This window comes from Microbacterium sp. GXS0129, from assembly GCF_044769785.1.
In the GTDB taxonomy this organism is placed as follows: Bacteria; Actinomycetota; Actinomycetes; order Actinomycetales; family Microbacteriaceae; genus Microbacterium; species Microbacterium nymphoidis.
This window is the reverse complement of the sequence record NZ_JBIZVZ010000002.1, coordinates 359,469-375,637: the sequence shown is the minus strand read 5'-3', so window position 1 is coordinate 375,637 and position 16,169 is coordinate 359,469. Positions and strand designations below refer to the sequence as shown.

The 16,169-nt window shown below is 68.7% G+C and carries 17 protein-coding genes and 1 pseudogene; 16 read left to right on the top strand and 2 right to left on the bottom strand.

The window, feature by feature from the left end; translation table 11 throughout:
• The first annotated feature begins 123 nt into the window (after positions 1–123).
• The 12 genes and pseudogenes from ACIQJ5_RS08190 to ACIQJ5_RS08135 all read left to right on the top strand — a co-directional run bounded on the left by ACIQJ5_RS08190 (position 124) and on the right by ACIQJ5_RS08135 (position 12,435).
• The gene (locus ACIQJ5_RS08190) at positions 124–1,443 is read left to right on the top strand and encodes a replication-associated recombination protein A (protein WP_402842732.1); all 1,320 of its coding nucleotides are present in this window, start codon (positions 124–126) and stop codon (positions 1,441–1,443) included.
• A 194-nt stretch (positions 1,444–1,637) separates the two neighbouring features.
• Positions 1,638–2,267 (top strand): 30S ribosomal protein S4, encoded by a 630-nt coding sequence (gene rpsD / locus ACIQJ5_RS08185; RefSeq protein ID WP_231090221.1) that lies wholly within the window; start codon positions 1,638–1,640, stop codon positions 2,265–2,267.
• A 143-nt stretch (positions 2,268–2,410) separates the two neighbouring features.
• Positions 2,411–2,617, top strand: coding sequence for an ATPase (locus ACIQJ5_RS08180; RefSeq protein ID WP_231090220.1), 207 nt, complete (start codon positions 2,411–2,413; stop codon positions 2,615–2,617).
• Between the two features lie 58 nt (positions 2,618–2,675).
• Complete coding sequence (gene alaS / locus ACIQJ5_RS08175; protein ID WP_231090219.1) at positions 2,676–5,336, top strand: alanine--tRNA ligase; 2,661 nt, start codon at positions 2,676–2,678, stop codon at positions 5,334–5,336.
• Entirely contained in the window at positions 5,333–5,803 is a 471-nt protein-coding gene (gene ruvX / locus ACIQJ5_RS08170) for a Holliday junction resolvase RuvX (protein ID WP_231090218.1), read from the top strand. Before alaS ends, ruvX begins: the two co-directional genes overlap by 4 nt.
• A complete protein-coding gene (gene mltG, locus ACIQJ5_RS08165) occupies positions 5,800–7,311 on the top strand; it encodes an endolytic transglycosylase MltG (protein WP_402842727.1) in 1,512 nt (503 codons plus the stop codon). The genes ruvX and mltG overlap by 4 nt, the downstream gene beginning before the upstream one ends.
• Positions 7,311–7,565, top strand: a pseudogene (locus ACIQJ5_RS08160) (shikimate dehydrogenase); the annotation flags it as partial. The gene mltG and the pseudogene ACIQJ5_RS08160, both read left to right, overlap by 1 nt.
• A gap of 580 nt (positions 7,566–8,145) precedes the next feature.
• Entirely contained in the window at positions 8,146–9,366 is a 1,221-nt protein-coding gene (gene aroC, locus ACIQJ5_RS08155) for a chorismate synthase (protein WP_402842724.1), read from the top strand.
• A complete protein-coding gene (locus ACIQJ5_RS08150; protein ID WP_231090215.1) occupies positions 9,359–9,877 on the top strand; it encodes a shikimate kinase in 519 nt (172 codons plus the stop codon). Before aroC ends, ACIQJ5_RS08150 begins: the two co-directional genes overlap by 8 nt.
• Positions 9,874–10,947, top strand: a complete 1,074-nt coding sequence (gene aroB / locus ACIQJ5_RS08145; RefSeq protein ID WP_231090214.1) for a 3-dehydroquinate synthase — start codon at positions 9,874–9,876, stop codon at positions 10,945–10,947. The genes ACIQJ5_RS08150 and aroB overlap by 4 nt, the downstream gene beginning before the upstream one ends.
• Positions 10,948–11,025: 78 nt before the next feature.
• Positions 11,026–11,913, top strand: a complete 888-nt coding sequence (locus ACIQJ5_RS08140) for a VOC family protein (protein WP_402842719.1) — start codon at positions 11,026–11,028, stop codon at positions 11,911–11,913.
• Between the two features lie 21 nt (positions 11,914–11,934).
• Positions 11,935–12,435 (top strand): GNAT family N-acetyltransferase, encoded by a 501-nt coding sequence (locus tag ACIQJ5_RS08135; protein WP_402842716.1) that lies wholly within the window; start codon positions 11,935–11,937, stop codon positions 12,433–12,435.
• Between the two features lie 67 nt (positions 12,436–12,502).
• On the opposite strand, the gene ACIQJ5_RS08130 is transcribed toward ACIQJ5_RS08135, so the two are convergent.
• On the bottom strand, positions 12,503–13,144 hold the full coding sequence (locus tag ACIQJ5_RS08130) for a hypothetical protein (protein ID WP_402842713.1): 642 nt from the start codon (positions 13,142–13,144) through the stop codon (positions 12,503–12,505).
• A gap of 9 nt (positions 13,145–13,153) precedes the next feature.
• Positions 13,154–13,789: a GrpB family protein gene (locus ACIQJ5_RS08125; RefSeq protein WP_402842710.1), complete on the bottom strand. Its 636-nt coding sequence runs from the start codon at positions 13,787–13,789 to the stop codon at positions 13,154–13,156.
• A 52-nt stretch (positions 13,790–13,841) separates the two neighbouring features.
• Between ACIQJ5_RS08125 and ACIQJ5_RS08120 the strand changes: the two genes are divergently transcribed.
• From ACIQJ5_RS08120 to ACIQJ5_RS08105, 4 genes are all read left to right on the top strand, one after another.
• Positions 13,842–14,300, top strand: a complete 459-nt coding sequence (locus ACIQJ5_RS08120; protein ID WP_231090209.1) for a type II 3-dehydroquinate dehydratase — start codon at positions 13,842–13,844, stop codon at positions 14,298–14,300.
• Between the two features lie 96 nt (positions 14,301–14,396).
• A complete protein-coding gene (efp, locus tag ACIQJ5_RS08115) occupies positions 14,397–14,960 on the top strand; it encodes an elongation factor P (RefSeq protein WP_231090208.1) in 564 nt (187 codons plus the stop codon).
• 8 nt (positions 14,961–14,968) lie between these two features.
• Positions 14,969–15,379, top strand: coding sequence for a transcription antitermination factor NusB (nusB, locus tag ACIQJ5_RS08110; protein ID WP_231090207.1), 411 nt, complete (start codon positions 14,969–14,971; stop codon positions 15,377–15,379).
• 185 nt (positions 15,380–15,564) lie between these two features.
• Positions 15,565–16,149: a YdcF family protein gene (locus tag ACIQJ5_RS08105; protein WP_231090206.1), complete on the top strand. Its 585-nt coding sequence runs from the start codon at positions 15,565–15,567 to the stop codon at positions 16,147–16,149.
• Positions 16,150–16,169 lie beyond the last annotated feature (20 nt).

The window sequence follows — 16,169 nt, the reverse complement described above, 5'->3', positions numbered from 1 at the left end:
CACTGGGCATGAGCCTACTGAGTGGCACGGCGGGGCGGCAAAACGCCGGTGCGTCTGCTCGGGACGGGTCGGCCGGCGCCGGCTGCCGGGCCCGGTGTCGGTGACCCGGACTAGCCTGGGAGGATGAACCGACCCACCGCGCTGCACCAGGGGCAGACGCCGCTGGCCGTGCGGATGCGGCCCACCTCGCTGGACGAGGTCGCCGGCCAGCAGCATCTCCTGCGCCCGGGCGCCCCGCTGGTGAAGCTGGCCGACCCGGATGCCAGTCCAGGCGCGGTCTCCGTGATCCTCTGGGGGCCTCCGGGCACCGGGAAGACCACGCTCGCGCAGGCCATCGCGCGCTCTTCCGGCCGACGATTCGTGGAGCTCTCCGCCATCACCGCCGGGGTGAGGGACGTTCGCGAAGTCATGCAGGAGGCGCTGGACCAGCGCGACCTGTACGGTCGCACCACCATCTTGTTCCTGGATGAGATCCACCGCTTCACCAAGGCGCAGCAGGACGCGCTGCTGCCTGGCGTCGAGAACGGCTGGGTGATCCTGATCGCAGCCACGACGGAGAACCCGTCCTTCTCGATCATCTCCCCGTTGCTCTCGCGCTCTCTGCTGCTCACTCTTCAGCAGCTGACCGACGAAGACCTCGCCGTCCTCGTGCGCCGCGCCGTCACGGACCCCCGCGGTCTGGCGGATGTGGTTCGCATCGAGGATGACGCGGTGGCCGCCCTCGTACACCTCGCCTCGGGAGATGCCCGTCGCGCGCTCACCGCGCTGGAGGCTGCTGCCACGGTGGCCGAGGTGGGAGAAGACGGCACGGCCGTGGTCACCGCCGACGTGGTGGCGCAGGCAGTGGATCGGGCGCTGCTGCGGTACGACCGCCAGGGCGACGAGCACTACGACGTCATCAGCGCCTTCATCAAGTCGATCCGGGGGTCGGACCCCGACGCCGCCATCCACTACCTCGCCCGCATGATCGAGGCGGGGGAGGACCCGCGCTTCATTGCCCGTCGTCTCGTGATCTCCGCCGCCGAGGACATCGGCCTCGCGGATCCGCAGGCACTGCAGATCGCGGTGGCCGCCGCCGATGCCGTGGCGTTCATCGGCATGCCCGAGGGGCGTATCCCGCTCGCGGAGGCAACCATCTACCTCGCCACCACCGCGAAATCAAACGCCGCGTACACGGCGATCGACGCGGCCATCGCCGATGTGCGCGGGGGCGGTTTCGGGCGCGTGCCCCTGCATCTGCGCGATGCGCACTATGCCGGTGCGAAGCGTCTCGGACACGGCAAGGGCTACGTGTATCCGCACGACACCGAGGTGGGGGTGGCCGCCCAGCAGTACCTTCCCGACGAACTCGTGGGGAAGCGCTACTACAACCCGAAAGCCCTCGGCGCGGAGCGGGATGTACAGGCGCGTCTCGAGCGCATCCGGCGCATCCTCGAGGGATGACGGCCCCTGCCGACGCCGTACAGCAGGCGTTCTCCATCTGGTAGAATCGATCGGCTCGATCTACCGATATCGGGCATCCCCTTCCTCTGCATCACCGTATGGCGCGCCCCGGCGTGCGCACCAGGCGGGCGAGGGAGTGGAGATACGTCCGTGAGTCGTGAACGTCACGACCACGTCCCAGGAAAGGAGACTTCGTGTCGACGAAGTCCCGTACCCGTAGCAAGGCGCGCCTGTCGCGCTCGCTCGGCATCGCCCTCACCCCGAAGGCCGCCCGTATCCTCGAGAAGCGTCCCTACGCTCCCGGTGAGCACGGTCGCACCAAGCGCAAGGCTGACAGCGACTACGCCGTCCGTCTGCGCGAGAAGCAGCGTCTGCGTGCCCAGTACGGCATCCGCGAGAAGCAGCTTCGCATCGCCTTCAACGAGGCTCGCCGCATCGAGGGTCTGACCGGTGAGAACCTGGTCGAGCTGCTCGAGGTCCGTCTGGACGCGCTCGTGCTCCGTGCCGGTTTCGCCCGCACCACCGCACAGGCCCGCCAGCTTGTCGTGCACCGTCACATCCTCGTCGACGGCAAGCTCGTCGACCGCCCGTCCTTCCGCGTGAAGCCGGGTCAGACGATTCACGTCAAGGCCAAGAGCGAGGGCCTCGAGCCGTTCCAGGTCGCAGCCGCCGGCGGTCACGCCGACGTCCTGCCCCCGGTTCCGGGCTACCTCTCGGTGGAGCTCGACAAGCTGCAGGCGAAGCTCGAGCGTCGCCCGAAGCGTGCCGAGGTTCCCGTGACCTGTGAAGTCCAGCTCGTCGTCGAGTACTACGCAGCTCGCTGATCACAGCACCTTCGAAGGGGCGTCGGGATATCCCGGCGCCCCTTCGTCGTCCGTGGCCCCATCGCCGTCTACGATGGAGGGATGCCGCGGGTCACCCGCTCCTCGTGCCATCGTGCACGGACGAACACATCGAAAGGCGAATCATGAAGAAGCTGCTCTGGTTCCTGGTCGGAATCGCGGCGGGCTTCGTCGCCGCGCACTTCGTCAACAAGGATCCCCGCGGGCGTGAGGCGCTCGCCGAGCTGGATGCCCGGATCACCGAGTTCACGGAGCGCATGAGCGAGGCGTACCGCGAGCAGGAGGCGGAGCTCGTGGCCATCGTCGACGAGGCCAAGCGCAACGCGGACTGAGCCGGCTCCGGCCGATGCAGACATTCCCACTGAAGAACTAAAGGACGAGCCCTTTTCCATGAAGACCGCTGAGATCGCCCAGCGCTACCTCGACTACTTCGAGCGTCAGAACCACACCATCGTTCCGTCGGCCTCCCTGGTGAGCGACGACCCCTCGATCCTGTTCACGATCGCGGGCATGGTGCCGTTCATCCCGTATCTGACCGGAGTGGTTCCGGCGCCGTACCCGCGCGCGGCCGACGTGCAGAAGTGCATCCGCACGAACGACATCGAGGAGGTCGGCAAGACCGCGCGCCACGGCACGTTCTTCCAGATGCTCGGCAACTGGTCCTTCGGCGACTACTTCAAGGAGGGCGCGATCCGCTTCGCGTGGGAGCTGCTCACCTCCGCCGAGGAAGACGGCGGTCTGGGCTTCGCCCCGGACTCGCTGTGGGTGACCGTGTTCGAGACCGATGACGAGGCCGCTGAGCTCTGGCAGAGCATCGCGGGACTCCCGCCAGAGCGCATCCAGCGCATGGGCAAGGAGGACAACTACTGGCACACCGGTCAGCCCGGCCCCGGTGGTCCGTGCTCGGAGATCTACTACGATCGCGGTCCCGCATATGGCCCCGAGGGCGGTCCGCTCGTGGACGACACGCGGTACCTGGAGATCTGGAACCTCGTGTTCATGCAGGACCTCATCGCCAATGTCCGCTCCAAGGTCGACTTCGACATCGTGGGCGAGCTGCCGCACAAGAACATCGACACCGGCATGGGCCTGGAGCGTGTCGCCTTCATCAAGCAGGGCGTCGAGAACATGTACGAGACCGATCAGGTTCGTCCCGTGCTCGACAAGGCGGTCGCGCTGAGCGGCCGCGCGTACGGCGCCTCGCACGAGGACGATGTCCGCTTCCGTGTGGTGGCCGACCACGTGCGCTCCGCTTTGATGCTGCTCTCCGACGGCGTCACGCCGTCCAACGAGGGCCGCGGATACATCCTTCGCCGCCTCATGCGCCGCACGATCCGCTCGATGCGCCTTCTCGGCGTCGACGGCCCCACCTTCCCGGAGCTGTTCCCGGTTTCGCGGGATGCAATGAAGGCCGGGTACCCGGTGCTGGAGAGCGACTGGGAGCGCATCTCGACGTACGCCTACGCGGAGGAGGAGACCTTCCTGCGCACGCTGGCTGCGGGCTCCGCCATCCTCGACGAGGCCGTCGCCGAGACCAAGAACGCCGGAAAGTCCGCTATCGCGGGCGACGAAGCCTTCCTGTTGCACGACACCTACGGGTTCCCGATCGACCTCACGCTGGAGATCGCGGAGGAGGCGGGCCTCACCGTGGACCGCGGCGCCTTCGACACGCTCATGCAGGAGCAGCGCGCCCGCGCCAAGGCGGACGCGAAGTCACGCAAGCGTGCCATCGCCGACGTGTCGGTGTACCGGGAGTACCGCGCCCAGGGCGAGACCGTCTTCACGGGCTACACCGAGATGGAGACGGGCTCGCGGGTGCTGGGCATCCTCGTGGACGGGCAGAGCGTCGACCGCGCCTCGGCCGGCCAGATCGCCGAAGTGATCCTCGCAGAGACCGCGCTCTACGCCGAGTCGGGCGGACAGGTCGCCGACAAGGGCACCATCGTCGGCCCCGGCTATGAGCTGGACGTCCTGGACGTGCAGAAGCCGGTTCCCGGTCTGATCAGTCACACGGTGGAGGTCGTCAGCGGCGAGGTGTCGGTGGACGCCCCCGCCACCTCGGTCGTGGACGCGCTGAATCGTCGTGCCGCGCGACAGGCGCACTCGGCCACCCACCTCGTGCACGCTGCGCTGCGCGACACCCTCGGCAAGTCGGCCACGCAGTCCGGCTCGCTCAACCGTGCCGGCTACATGCGCTTCGACTTCTCGTGGAGTCAGGCCCTCTCCGCCGAGACGAAGACGGAGATCGAGGAGATCACGAACAACGCGATCAGCGACGGGCTGGAAGTCACCACCCGCATCATGTCGCTGGACGAGGCCAAGGCTGCCGGTGCGATGGCGCTGTTCGGCGAGAAGTACGGCTCCGAGGTGCGGATGGTCGACATCGGCGGTCCGTGGTCTCGCGAACTCTGTGCCGGTACTCACGTGTCCAACAGTGCCGAGATCGGGCTGGTCAGCCTCATCGGCGAGTCCTCGGTCGGTGCTTCCAACCGTCGCGTCGAGGCTCTCGTCGGGCGGGATGCCTTCCGCGAGCTCACGGCTGAGCGCGCTCTCGTGGCTGAGCTCACCAGCACGCTGAAGGCGCCCCGCGATCAGGTTCTCACCCGGGTCGCCGAGCTGTCTGCGGGACTGAAGGCCGCCGAGAAGAAGATCGCGGCCTTCGAAGCTCGCGCTCTCGCCGACCGTGTTCCGGCGCTGGCGGAGACGGCGACGACGGTGGGCTCGTATCGCGTGGTGACCGCCGATGTCGGTGCGGTCGGCTCGGCGGACGATGTGCGTGCGCTGGTGAACAGCGTGCGCGAGCGTCTGGGTGCCGCCCCGGCGGTCGTCGCGCTCGGCGGCATCGCGGGTGATCGCCCCGTCGTCATCGTGGGTACCAACCAGGCCGCACGCGACGCCGGCGCTCGCGCAGGCATCCTCGCGAAGGCGGCTGCCGGTGTACTCGGTGGTGGCGGCGGCGGGCGTGATGACCTCGCACAGGGTGGCGGCACCGACGCTTCGGCACTGCCGTCCGCGCTCCAGGGCATCCGCGACCAGCTCGGGCGGGCATGACCGGCTTCCGACGCGGCGTACGCGTGGGCGTCGACGTGGGCAAGGCCCGCGTCGGCGTCGCGCGCTGCGACCCGGACGGCATGCTGGCCACCCCGGTGGAGACCGTTCCTCGCGACGAGCACAGCGTGTCGCGTGTTCTGGCCATCGCCGACGAACTGGCCGCGATCGAGATCGTCGTCGGGCTCCCCTTGAACCTTCGCGGGGAGGACACCCCCTCCACCGCGGATTCACGGGAGTTCGCGACCGCGCTGGCCGCCGGTGAGACACCGGTGCGTCTTATCGACGAGCGTCTCACCACGGTGACCGCGCACAGCCAATTGCGCAGTTCGGGTCGCAAGCAACGTGACACCCGTGGCATCGTTGACCAGGTCGCCGCCGTCGTGCTGCTGCAGCAGGCGATCGACACCGAGAAGCGCTCCGGCACTCTTCCCGGCTTCCCTGTACCCCGTCCCCAGGAGTCTGTGTGACCGATCCGGCTGGCCACGAGCCCGAGTCCGCCCCGATGTCGCGTCGTGAGGCGCGCGCTGCCGCGGCCCGATCGCAGAGCGGATCGGAGGGCCAGCCCGCGGGCGAAGCGCCGGCCCCGATGACGTCCGGCCCCTCCGCTGGCGCTGCGGCTGCTCCTGCAGACCCGCAGTCCGGCGCGCCCGCGGCACAGCCCGGGGTCCAGCCTGGGACACCGGCACAGCCCGGGGCACAGGCACAGCCCGGGGCACAGGCACAGCCCGGGGCACAGGCACAGCCCGAGGCGTCGGCACAGCCCGAGGCGTCGGCACAGCCGACACGGCGCGCTGCGGCCGGGACTGCGGATGCGCGGGACGGGCTCACCGACATGGCAGACCTGTTCGCGGCGGAGCCCGTTCCGGCCGCGGATGTGAAGCAGAAGCGCCGCAAGCGCCGCCGCGGCTGTCTCGTGGGCCTCATCGTGATGCTCGTCGTGCTGGGAGGCATCATCGCGGCGGGCGTGACCGTGTACAACGTGTTCGGCGATCAGATCCGCGATGCGCTCGGCATGAGCGAGCCCGCGGACTTCGAGGCCGGAACCGAGGGCGAGCCCGTGATGATCAGCATCGGCGCGGGAGAGACGGGCCTGGACATCTCCAGCACGCTGTACAACGCGGGCGTCACGAAGACGAGCGGGGCGTTCTACGACTACGTGCGCGGCCTGTCGAACCCGGAGGAGTTCTACCCGGGGCTGTACGAGCTGAAGAGCCACATGACGTCCCAGGCCGCCTACGAGGCTTTGATCAACCCGGAGAACAAGCGGGAGAACACGCTGCTGATCCGCGAGGGTGAGCCCACCGCACTGATCTACGAGGAGCTGGCGAGCGTCCTGGAGATCAGCGTGGATGAGGTCAAGGCGGCCGCGGCCGACCCCTCGCAGTTCGGCGTGTCCGCCGCGTCGCTGGAGGGGTGGCTGTTCCCGGCGACGTACACGCTGGAGCCGGGCACCTCGGCGCACGACGCCATCCAGACCCTCGTGAACCGCATGGTCCAGGCCCTCGACGAGGCTGGCGTGCCGGCGGAGAAGCGCCAGGAAATCCTGACGATCGCGTCGATCGTGCAGCGAGAGGGCCGCACGGACGACTTCCCCAAGGTCGCGCGCGTCATCTACAACCGCCTCGAGCCGTCGAACACCGAGACGCATGGACTGCTGCAGATGGACTCGACTGTGCAGTACGGCGTCGGGAAGCTGACCCTTGGGGTGGTGTCCACGAGCGATGCGGATCGTGAGAACGACAACCCCTACAACACCTACCTGCACCCGGGCCTGCCAGCGGGTCCGATCTCCAGCCCCGGCGATGCGGCCATCGCGGCAGCGCTGAACCCGGCCGAGGGGCCGTGGTTCTACTTCGTGACCGTGAACCTCGACACCGGCGAGACCCTGTTCGCCACGACGTACGCCGAACAGCAGGCGAACGAGGAGAAGTGGCACCAGTGGTGCGAGGAGAACCCCGACAGCGGGTGCTACTGATGCAGCGCCTCGAAGTCTGGGGTGACCCCATCGCCCACAGCAGGTCTCCCCAGTTGCACCTTGCCGCATATCGGGCGCTGGGCCTGGACTGGGAGTACGGCCGTCGACAGGTGAATGAGGTGAGCTTCGACCGGGAGCTCGTGACGGCGCGCCGGGAGCTGCGCGGTCTGTCGCTCACGATGCCGCTCAAGGAGTCGGCGTGGCGGACCGCGGGATCGCGGGACGCCCGAGCCATGCGCACCGGCGTCGCCAACACCCTGCTGCTCACCGGTGATGAGCCGGCCGCCTTCAACACGGACATCGGCGGCTTCATCGGAGCGCTGCGCGAGAACGGCGTCGAGGCGCCCGAGCGGGCCCGCATCATCGGGGCCGGTGCCACTGCGGTGTCGGCCGTGATCGCGCTGGCCGAGGCCGGCGCGCGGGAGCTGGAGATCGTCGCCCGACGCCCCCAGAAGGCGGCTCCGCTTGTGGATCTGGCCGCGGACATGGGCCTGTCGGTTTCCGTGCGCCCGCTCGACGCCCACGCCGGCCTCGGCGACGTGGACGCGACTATCGCCACGCTGCCGGGAGGCACGAGCATCGACGATACGATCGCCGGCGTGCTCGCCCAGCACGGTGGTGCGCTCGTCGACGCCGTGTATGCCCCGTGGCCCACGCAGCTGGGGGAGGCCTGGATGGCGTTGGGGCTCCCCGCCGCGTCCGGGGTGCAGATGCTGCTGCATCAGGCGCTGCTGCAGGTACGGATCTTCGTCACCGGTCAGGTGGCCGAGCCACTGGAGTCGGAGAGCGTCATCTTGGACGCGATGCGCTCGGCGCTCATGGGAGACTAGGGGAATGCTTCGCGTCCTCACCGCCGGTGAATCCCACGGTCCTGAACTCGTCGCCATGATGGAGGGCCTGCCCGCGGGCGTCCGCATCGATCTGGACGACATCCGCGGCGACCTCGCTCGCCGCAAGCTCGGCTACGGCCGCGGTTCGCGCATGAAGTTCGAGGCGGACGAGTTGCACCTGTCCGGTGGTGTTCGTCACGGCTATTCGCTGGGCAGCCCCATCGCCGTGCGCATCGGCAACACCGAATGGCCGAAGTGGACCGAGGTCATGAGCCCTGAGCCGGTGGAGCTCACCGAGATGTCACGGGGCCGCGGCGCCGCGCTCACCCGTCCGCGTCCGGGACACGCGGACCTGGTGGGCATGCAGAAGTACGGCTTCGACGACGCGCGTCCCATCCTGGAGCGCGCGAGCGCACGCGAGACGGCTGCCCGGGTGGCCCTCGGCGCGATCGCGAAGTCCTTCCTGTCCGATCTCGGCATCCGTCTCGTGAGTCACACGCTGTCCATGGGGCCGGTCCGCGTACCCGAAGGGGCCGCCCTGCCGACGCCGGACGATGTCGCCGCCCTCGACGCGGACCCGTTGCGGTGCTTCGATGCCGCGACCTCCGAGCGGATGGTGGCTGAGGTCGACGACGCCAAGAAGAAGGGCGACACGGTCGGCGGCACCGTCGAAGTGCTCGCCTACGGTCTGCCGCCGGGCCTGGGCTCGCACGTCCAGTGGGACCGCCGGCTCGATGCGAAGCTGGCACAGGCGGTGATGAGCATCCAGGCGATCAAGGCGGTGGAGATCGGTGACGGGTTCGTCACCACGACCCGCCGTGGTTCAGCCGCTCACGACGAGCTGTACGCTGCGCCCGACGGCATCACCCGGAGCTCCGACAAGGCCGGTGGGGTCGAAGGCGGCATGTCGACCGGCACCGTTCTTCGAGTGACGGCAGGCATGAAGCCCATCGCCACGGTGCCGCACGCTTTGCACACCATCGACGTGACCACGGGTGAGGAGTCCTCGGCCCACCACCAGCGCTCGGACATCTCCGCGGTGCCGGCGGCAGGAGTCGTCGCCGAGGCCATGGTCGCGATCACTCTGGTGGACGTGATCCTCGAGAAGTTCGGCGGAGACTCGGTGGCGGAGACCCGCCGCAATCTGGACAGCTACCTCGCCGCCATCCCGGAGAACCTTCGTACCGCGGGCGTCAGCGACCCGTCGCTGGCCGGCGGTGTCTGAGCCGACGCCCCGCGCCGTCGTGCTGGTCGGCCCGATGGGGGCCGGGAAATCCAGCATCGGCAAGAAGCTGGCGAAGGTGCTGGAGCGCACGTTCACCGACACGGATGCCGTGATCGCGCGCGAGCACGGGCCCATCCCCGACATCTTTGCGGAACACGGCGAGGCGCACTTCCGGGAACTCGAACGCCTCGCCGTGGCCGCGGCCGTGGCAGGGGGTGGCGTGGTGGCGCTCGGGGGCGGAGCCGTCCTCACCGCCGCGACGAGAGAACTGCTGGGCGAGCACGACGTCGTGCTGCTGACCGTCGAGCCGCGCGTCGTCGCGGGCCGGATCGCGGGAGGCGGACGCCCGCTCCTGGCCGGTGAGGACCCGATGCAACGCTGGCTGCGCATTCGCGACGAGCGCCGGCCGCTCTACGAGGAGGTCGCCGACGTGACCTTCGACACCTCGACGGGGCGTATCCAGGCCGTCGTCGAGCGCATCGCCGACTGGGTGAGAGGAAACCGTTCATGAGTACCACCACGATCCACGTCTCCGGTGAGCCCGGCTACGACATCTCGATCGGTGAGGGACTGCTGGCCGACCTCGGCACGGTGCTGCCGCCCAACGCCCGCAAGGTGCTCATCATCCACCCGCCGACCCTGGGCGCCCAGGCCGAGAAGCTGCGCCAGCAGCTGATGGCAGATCGCGAGGTGCTGCTGGCCGAGATCCCCGACGCCGAGCAGGGCAAGCGCATCGAGGTGGCCGCCTTCTGCTGGCAGATCCTCGGGCAGAGCGATTTCACGCGCACCGACGCGGTGGTCGGCTTCGGCGGAGGTGCGGTCACGGACCTCGCCGGCTTCGTCGCCGCCACGTGGCTGCGCGGCGTCCCCGTGGTGCAGGTGCCGACGACGGTGCTGGGCATGGTGGACGCGTCCGTCGGCGGCAAGACCGGAGTGAACACGGCCGAGGGCAAGAACCTGGTCGGATCGTTCTGGCCGCCCTACGCCGTGGTGGCGGACCTCGAGCTGTTGCGCTCGCTGAGTCGCAACGAGGCGGTTGCCGGCTACGCCGAGGTCGTCAAGGCTGGATTCATCCACTATCCCGAGATCCTCGACATCGTGCGTGCAGACCCCGAGCGTGCGACCGACGTGACGAGCGCTGAATTCCGCCGCAGCATCGAGCTCGCCATTCAGATGAAGGCGGACGTCGTGGGGGAGGACCTGCGCGAGGCAGGACTGCGTGAGATCCTCAACTACGGCCACACGCTCGGTCACGCGATCGAGCACGCTGAGCGCTACCGCTGGCGCCATGGCGCAGCGATCTCGGTGGGCATGATGTTCGCTGCCGAGCTGTCACGGCTGGCCGGACGACTGAGCGACGACGCGGTCGCCGTGCACCGCGACATCTTCGAGAGCCTCGGGCTGCCGACCACTTACCTCGCCGGCCGCTGGCCATCGCTGCTGTCCACGATGCAGCGCGACAAGAAGTCGCGCGGCGGAATGCTGCGCTTCATCGTGCTCGACGACATCGCCCGGCCCACCGTGCTACAGGCTCCGGATGAGTCGCTCCTCTTCGCCGCCTACCAGGAGATCTCCGGCTGAGCGGCGTGCCCGTGGAGGGGGATGTTCAATGTCGGTGGTGCGGCGTACCCTCAGAGCCACGAACGGCGGGAGGCCCTCATGCAGAAGATCATTCCCAACATCTGGTGTAACGGCACGGCCGAGGAGGCGGGCCGGTTCTACGCGGACGCTCTTCCGGGCGGCTCGGCGCAGGTGACGAGCAGGTACCCCACGGAGGGGCTGCTCGACTTCCAGGAGCCGTTGGCCGGCGACGTCCTGACGGTGGATGTCACGGTGGGCGACTTCCGGTTCACGCTGATCAACGCGGGGCCCGAGTTCCGCCCCAACCCGTCGATCTCCTTCATGGTGAACTTCGACCCCCTGATGTTCGATGGCGATCCCGCTGCCGCGCGCGAGGCCCTCGACGCCGTCTGGGCGCGTCTGAGTGAAGGCGGCGAGGTGCTGATGCCGCTCCAGGAGTACCCGTTCAGCCAGCGATACGGGTGGGTGCAGGACAAGTTCGGCTTCACCTGGCAGCTCATGCTCACCGACCCCACGGGCGATCCGCGCCCGTTCATCATCCCGTCCCTCACCTTCGTCGGGCGCTCGGATGGGCGCGCACGAGAGGCCGTGGAGCGATACACCTCGCTGTTCCCCGATGCCGCGGTGGGAACCGTGGCACCGTACCCGGGAGAGGACCGGGTGATGTTCAGCGAGTTCCGCATCGGCGATCAGTGGTTCACGGCGATGGACGGCGGAGCCACCGACCACGAGTGGTTCTTCGACTGCGGAGTGTCGCTCGAGGTCCGCTGCGCCGATCAGACGGAGATCGACACCTACTGGAACGCCCTCAGCGCCGTGCCCGAAGCTGAGCAGTGCGGGTGGCTGGCGGATGAGTTCGGAGTGAGCTGGCAGATCGTTCCGGAGAACATGGGCGAGCTGATGGAACGACCGGGAGCCTTTGAGCACATGCTGCAGATGAAGAAGCTGGTGATCGCCGACTTCTGATGTCGATGTGAGGATAGGGAGATGAGCATCCGGCGCCCGATCCCCGTTGTCATCCGTCCGGTGTGGGGGGAGTCGGAGTTCCCGGCTCTCGTGGCGATCTGGGCGGACGCCGTCCGCGACACACACGACTTCCTCGACCCGGCCGACTTCGCCCGGATCCAGGGCAACCTCGCCACCGCGTACTTCCCCGCGGTCACGCTGGCGGTGGCTGAGCACGAAGGGCGGCCGCTCGGATTCGCCGGCGTACTCGATGACGGCCTGGAGATGCTGTTCGTGTCCCCGCACGCGGCGGGCCAGGGCGTCGGCTCGGCGCTGCTCGAACATGCGCTGGAGGAGCACGGTGTGGTCCGCGTAGACGTGAACGAGCAGAATCCGGCGGCGTTGGGCTTCTACGTACGCCGTGGATTCGAGGTGGTGGGCCGCAGCGAGACCGATGGTGATGGACGCCCGTACCCGATTCTTCATCTTCGTCGCGCGGCGGTCGGAAGAGTTCCTGGCACCGAGGCGACCCAGAGCTCATGACCTTCGGAATGCTCGCGACGCCCTGAGCCTGTTTTCCACCGCCTGACCGGCAGCGAGGAGCCGGTGACTATCGATCAAGGAACGCGGACGCGACCTCTGCAAATCGTGGGTGATCCTGAGCGCGATGACCATGTCCCGGGAGCACGACGTGTGAGGCGCCGGCATCGACGAGCCGGCCGGCGATCGCTTCGTACTCGTCGTTCCAACCGCCGGTCACAACCAGGATGCGCGGCGCGTTGAGGTGCTCTGCTCGTAAGCCGTGCCCCCAGGGGAGAGTGCGCCGCGCGAACTCGGCGGCCGCGGCGCGTTCCTCCTCCCACGTCACTTCCTGCGCTGGCCCGCCGAACATCAGCGGCCGGATGGCCGTCCAGTAGCCCCAGAGATTGCCGGCGGCGAGCTGCAGGCGTGCATGTTCGATGGTGCTGATGTGGGACTCGATGTCGCGGTGCCCGCGGGCGATGTCGTAAAACGCGGGCTCCACCAGCACCAGTGCCACGGACGACTCCCGGACCGCGAGGGCCGCGGGGATCGCGAGGTAGGAATGGGCGAACACGGCTTCCGTGCTGTCGTCGAGGCCGACCTTCGCCAGTTCGGATGCCGCGTCACGGGCGGGCTCATCGGCGCGCAGCGCGATGAAGCGTGCGTCTCCCGGCGCCGACGGCCAAGCGCGGGGGCCGGAGCGTCCCGGGCTGTGGATGTGGAGTCGCATGGGCGCACCCTACTGCCGAGGATCAGCCGCCGGCTCCTCAGGTGCGCAGCCGGCGGCGGCGAGCGCACGAAGCAGGATCTCGCGGAGCGCGGTCTCCTTCCTCGCGTTGTACTCCATGACTCGTTCGCCTGCCGCGGTGGCTGCTGCCGCCGCCGCGCGCTTTGCGTCGGCGTAGCGTTCCCTGTCCCGGGGATTCGCTCGCAAGTGATCGCGCAGAATGATGTGCTTCCACGGTTCGGGAGCTGAGGGGGAGAACACGTGCAGGTTCACGTCGGGGTTGTCGTAGATGAACATGCGGTGCTCGTGCCACCACGGCTCACGCACCGACAGCACGAAACCCGCGGCCGTCAGAGCCGGGACGTAGTCGGATTCGCGATCGGGTCTCGCAACGATCAGGTCCAGGTCGATCAGTGGCTTCGCGGGAAGGCCGGGGACCGCGGTGGATCCCACGTGCTCGATCCGGAGGCAGCGTGGTCCCAGGGCGCGGCGTACGGTGGCGATGACCTGCTCGGCGGTCTGCGGCCAGCGCGGATCCGGTTCCGCGATCACGATGGGCGCGACGGGCCGGCGAAAGACGAAGGGATCCGCTCCGGCGGGAGGCTCGTCCTCATGGAAGCTGGCGATCTCGGCGGCGGTGGGGGACATCCTTCGAGGCTATGCGATGCAGCCGCATCCATCTCGCTGATAGCCTCCGAACATGACCGCACCTCGTCGCCTGCTGCTCGTGAACGGACCGAACCTCAACCTCCTCGGCACCCGGCAGCCGGAGGTCTACGGCACCGACACCCTTGCCGATGTGGAGGCCCTGGTTCGCACCACGGCAGCAGCGCGCGGCTTCGATGTGCGCGCGGTGCAGTCGAACCATGAGGGCGTCATCATCGACGCGATTCACGACGCTCGCCTGGATTGCGCAGGGATCATCATCAACCCCGGCGGGCTGACGCACACGTCCGTGGTGCTGCGGGACGCGCTGGACAGCGTCAGCATTCCCGCGGCCGAGGTGCACATCTCCGATATCAACAACCGCGAGGAGTTTCGCAGGTTCTCGTATGTGCGAGACGTGGCTGCCGTACACGTGATCGGTGAGGGCGTGGCGGGGTACGCACGCGCCGTCGAGCGACTGTGTGACGTGCTGGAGGGACAGGCGGAGGGCTGACGAATCGCGTCGCCCAGGGGATCACCGGGTGCGTCCGATAGAATGACGAGTCGGCCACCGCCGGCCACTCCCACAGACGAAACGGAATCACTTCCCATGGCATCCACCGCGGACATCAAGAACGGCGTCGTCCTCAAGATCGACGGCCAGCTGCTGAGCGTCGTGGAGTTCCAGCACGTCAAGCCGGGCAAGGGCGGTGCGTTCGTTCGTACCAAGCTCAAGAACGTCGTCACCGGCAAGACCATCGACCGCACCTTCAACGCCGGTGCCAAGGTCGAGATCGAGAACGTCGACCGCCGCGACTTCCAGTACCTCTACAACGACGGCGAGAACTTCGTCTTCATGGATGTCGACGACTACGACCAGCTCACCGTCGCCGCCGCTACCGTCGGTGACGCCGCGAACTTCATGCTCGAGAACCAGATGGTGCAGATCGCGCTCAACAACGGCAACCCGCTGTACGTCGAGCTTCCCGCCTCCGTCGTGCTCGAGATCACCTACACGGAGCCCGGTCTGCAGGGCGACCGCTCGTCGGCCGGCACCAAGCCCGCCACCGTGGAGACCGGCTACGAGATCCAGGTCCCGCTGTTCCTGGAGACCGGAACCAAGGTCAAGGTGGACACGCGCACGGGTGACTACCTCGGCCGCGTCAACGACTGATTCGCTGAATGTCCGCACGCACCAAGGCGCGCAAGCGCGCGCTCGACATCCTGTTCTCGTCCGACGTCCGTGGTGACGCGCTCGACGTGACGCTTGCCGCGGAGGCGCAGCGCGCTGCCGGGGAGCCGGCGCGCGAGGCCTCCTGGCTGTACGCTCGCGAGATCGTCGACGGCGTGCTCGATCACCGCGACGAGATCGACGAGCAGATCGTGACGCACGCGCGCGACTGGAAGATCGACCGCATGCCGGCCATCGACCGCGCGCTGCTGCGCATGGCCAGCTGGGAGATCCTCTTCAACGACGAGGTCCCCGCGGCCGTCGCGATCGACGAGGCCGTGGAACTCGCGAAGGAGTACTCCACCGACGACTCCGGCGCCTTCGTGCACGGTGTCCTCGCCCGTATCGCCCGCTCGAGCTGATCACCGCTGAAACGCCCGTCCCGCGAGGGACGGGCGTTTCGCATATCCGGGAGCCGTCGCACGGGGCGTTCGTCGGGTGCGCACGGCACGCGCGCCTGGAGGGGGAGGTGGCTGGGAGTCGACGAGCATGGCGCGCCGAGGCGCCGCCGGGGTCGGAGACGAAGGGCGCAGCGTAGCGTGGGGGTGTGGGATCGGGAAGGAAGCTCCTGGGCGGGGGATCGCTGCTCATCGCGCTGGCCGCGCTCGGCTGGGGGCAGTGGGAGGCGTGGCGCGCGACGGGACGCCACCTCGGCACGGCGACCGTCGGCAGCCGGTCTGTGGTCATCGTGCTGGGATTCGGCAACCGCGGCGGACGGGCCAACCTCATCAACCGATGGCGGGTGCGCGCCGGGCTGCGCACGCTGCGGAGCATGCCGGTGCCGCGCGCTCTCATCGTGTCCGGCGGACGGGTGCACTCCGACACCGCTGAAGCGGAGATACTCGCCGCCGAGGCTCGCCGTCAGGGATGGCGCGGCGTGATCCTTCGAGAGGCGCAGAGTCGCAGCACGGCTGAGAACATCGCCTTCACCGCACCGCTCCTGCGCTCGGATGACCTGATCGCCATCGTCTCCGACCCGGTCCACGCCGTACGCGCTCGGGCGATGCTCCTCACCGACCGACCCGAGCTGGGTGCGCGACTCGTGCGGGGGCGCGAGTGGCGCTTCGGCGAGCGGCCCCTGGTGACGTTCGTGGCCGCGGTGCGCTCCCGCTGGCACGGCAGGCGGCGCTGACAGCGAGTCGCGCGGGTCGG

Bases quoted from the DNA above. Each gene is read 5' to 3' on its own strand.
- ACIQJ5_RS08130 (WP_402842713.1), bottom strand. From the start codon at position 13,144: ATGCGACTCCACATCCACAGCCCGGGACGCTCCGGCCCCCGCGCTTGG.
- ACIQJ5_RS08180 (WP_231090220.1), top strand. From the start codon at position 2,411: ATGAAGAAGCTGCTCTGGTTCCTGGTCGGAATCGCGGCGGGCTTCGTC.
- efp (WP_231090208.1), top strand. From the start codon at position 14,397: ATGGCATCCACCGCGGACATCAAGAACGGCGTCGTCCTCAAGATCGAC.
- alaS (WP_231090219.1), top strand. From the start codon at position 2,676: ATGAAGACCGCTGAGATCGCCCAGCGCTACCTCGACTACTTCGAGCGT.
- ACIQJ5_RS08125 (WP_402842710.1), bottom strand. From the start codon at position 13,789: ATGTCCCCCACCGCCGCCGAGATCGCCAGCTTCCATGAGGACGAGCCT.
- ACIQJ5_RS08120 (WP_231090209.1), top strand. From the start codon at position 13,842: ATGACCGCACCTCGTCGCCTGCTGCTCGTGAACGGACCGAACCTCAAC.
- ACIQJ5_RS08140 (WP_402842719.1), top strand. From the start codon at position 11,026: ATGCAGAAGATCATTCCCAACATCTGGTGTAACGGCACGGCCGAGGAG.
- ACIQJ5_RS08135 (WP_402842716.1), top strand. From the start codon at position 11,935: ATGAGCATCCGGCGCCCGATCCCCGTTGTCATCCGTCCGGTGTGGGGG.
- ACIQJ5_RS08190 (WP_402842732.1), top strand. From the start codon at position 124: ATGAACCGACCCACCGCGCTGCACCAGGGGCAGACGCCGCTGGCCGTG.
- aroC (WP_402842724.1), top strand. From the start codon at position 8,146: ATGCTTCGCGTCCTCACCGCCGGTGAATCCCACGGTCCTGAACTCGTC.
- ruvX (WP_231090218.1), top strand. From the start codon at position 5,333: ATGACCGGCTTCCGACGCGGCGTACGCGTGGGCGTCGACGTGGGCAAG.
- aroB (WP_231090214.1), top strand. From the start codon at position 9,874: ATGAGTACCACCACGATCCACGTCTCCGGTGAGCCCGGCTACGACATC.
- nusB (WP_231090207.1), top strand. From the start codon at position 14,969: ATGTCCGCACGCACCAAGGCGCGCAAGCGCGCGCTCGACATCCTGTTC.